Annotated in this window: 2 protein-coding genes; both read right to left on the reverse strand. The window is 48.0% G+C overall.

Going from position 1 to position 1859, the window contains the following annotated elements; translation table 11 throughout:
* Positions 1 to 174: 174 nt before the first annotated feature.
* Positions 175 to 975, reverse strand: coding sequence for an ExeA family protein (locus FS666_RS19135; protein WP_144460672.1), 801 nt, complete (start codon positions 973 to 975; stop codon positions 175 to 177).
* Positions 968 to 1859, reverse strand: an 892-nt coding sequence (locus FS666_RS19140) for a TnsB C-terminal domain-containing protein (protein ID WP_144460673.1), incomplete at its 5' end; no start/stop codon positions are given. The genes FS666_RS19140 and FS666_RS19135, both read right to left, overlap by 8 nt.

Consider the following 1859-nt stretch of genomic DNA (forward strand, 5'->3'; position numbering starts at 1 on the left):
CATCCTCCAGCGTCACAAACCACTCATTATAATCTTTTTCAAAACATGCTTCATAATAACGGTGTTGAATGCGTATTTCGAAGGTCATTCCCGTAAACGTTTCATACTCTTGTTGGCCAATCCATATTCTCCAGCCCTGGCTGTCCACATCAAAAAACATGATTCCGCGCCTTATCATAAGCCACTCTCCTCGACGGCCAATTGGACGATTTCCTCATCAATATGTTCTTTCTTCAGCTGCGCCCCATACAATAGGCAATTGACCGTCAATGTGTTAATGATGCGCGGCCATCCCTGTGAACGCAGGGCAATCGCTTCAAGGGCTGTCTCCGTAAAAATCGGCATCTTGGCTCCGGCAAGCTTTAAGTGGTGATCAATATAGGCGAACACATCTTCTTTCTGCAACGGCTGAATTTGGTACCTCATGATGATTCGCTGGGCGAGTGGCTTGTGGTGATTCAGGTTCAGGCGCGTCTTTAAATGCGGAAGCCCGGCCAGCACAAGGATGAAGGGGTTCGATGAATCCATTTGAAAGTTGAAAAGAATCGCCAAGTCTTGCAAAAAAGCATCCTTGGCCATGTGCATCTCATCCAGGATGAACACCGGCGTTACTTTTCGTTCCTGGACCATGCGTTCAATTCCATGCTGAATCTGCCGGAACAGGTCCACCTTCCGGAACTTTGGCTCCTCGCCCAAGCCGTAAGCCAACCCCCGGTAAAAATCCATCACGCCTCCAGTTGACAGTGGAAAATAGACCACATGATACAGGGCCGGGTTAAGCGAATCCTTGAATGACCTTAATGTGAAGGTTTTTCCGGCACCAGGATCACCAATGACCATGCCGATCCCTTTGGATTTGCGTAAATACTCGAGGCCGTTCAATGCTTCCTGGTACCCCGCAGAACGGAAAGCCTCCGTCGGCTCCATGTCTTTAGAAAAAGGCGCTCTAGCCAACGAATAAAACGGTTTATACATGGCCTTCTCCCTCCTCCTGATGAGCTTCGGAGACGGCGAATGGCGACTGTCCCCGTTTGACACGGGCATTGTCATGCATGGAGACCGGAATGGCCTCGGCTGCTTGCTTGCCGTCCTCAAACACATATACTTTATGCTCGTCCATCCTGATTTCAATTTTTTGCCCGATATATTGGGAAGGGACCTCATATAGCTTCTTCTCCAGCGTGATGGTGCCATCCAGCTTCACTTTTCGCTTTGCCCGCTTTAAAAAGATTGAGTCCAACAAGGAAAGGTCCTCCAAGAATGTGACATGATCCAATTGGGACAGGAATACTTCGTGCGGTGTTTTTTCGTCTAATGAAGCGTGCGGCCTCCGATGATAGTCTTCCTCCAGCCATTGCCAGAAACGCTCATTCAGTTCCTCCAAAGAATGAACGGGTTCACTCTTTAAAAGGGGATAGAAACGTGTTTGGATCGTTTTAAAAAGTCTCTCTATTTTCCCCTTAGCTGGCGCGTCATAAGGCATCGTGTGCGCCAGGGTAATGCCCAGTTGGGCACACGCATATTGCAGGGTCTCAGACCGGTAAATCTTCCCGTTATCCGCATAAATGATAGTAGGTTTTCCGCGCCTGATTAGTGCTTCCTTCGTCACTTCCCTTAGCCCGTCAAATTTCTCGGAGATAAAGAATTGGGCGTATGGAACGAGCCTGGAACAGTCATCAATATAAGCGATGAGAAAGGTTTTCTTCATCTTTCCATCAATTGGAATGTATGGGCCATGCGACAAGTCCGCCTGCCACAATACGTTGACCTTATCATAGGCAAAGCGTTTTCGTTCCTTTTCCGGATGAAAACTGATATGATTTCTGCCGGCGAGCTTGTGTTTTTTCAATAAACGGTTT

The organism is Siminovitchia fortis (assembly GCF_007681465.1).
GTDB lineage: Bacteria > Bacillota > Bacilli > Bacillales > Bacillaceae_C > Siminovitchia > Siminovitchia fortis.

What these genes read in the sequence shown, in the direction of transcription:
- FS666_RS19135 (WP_144460672.1), bottom strand. Translation starts at nt 975, where the DNA reads ATGTATAAACCGTTTTATTCGTTGGCTAGAGCGCCTTTTTCTAAAGAC.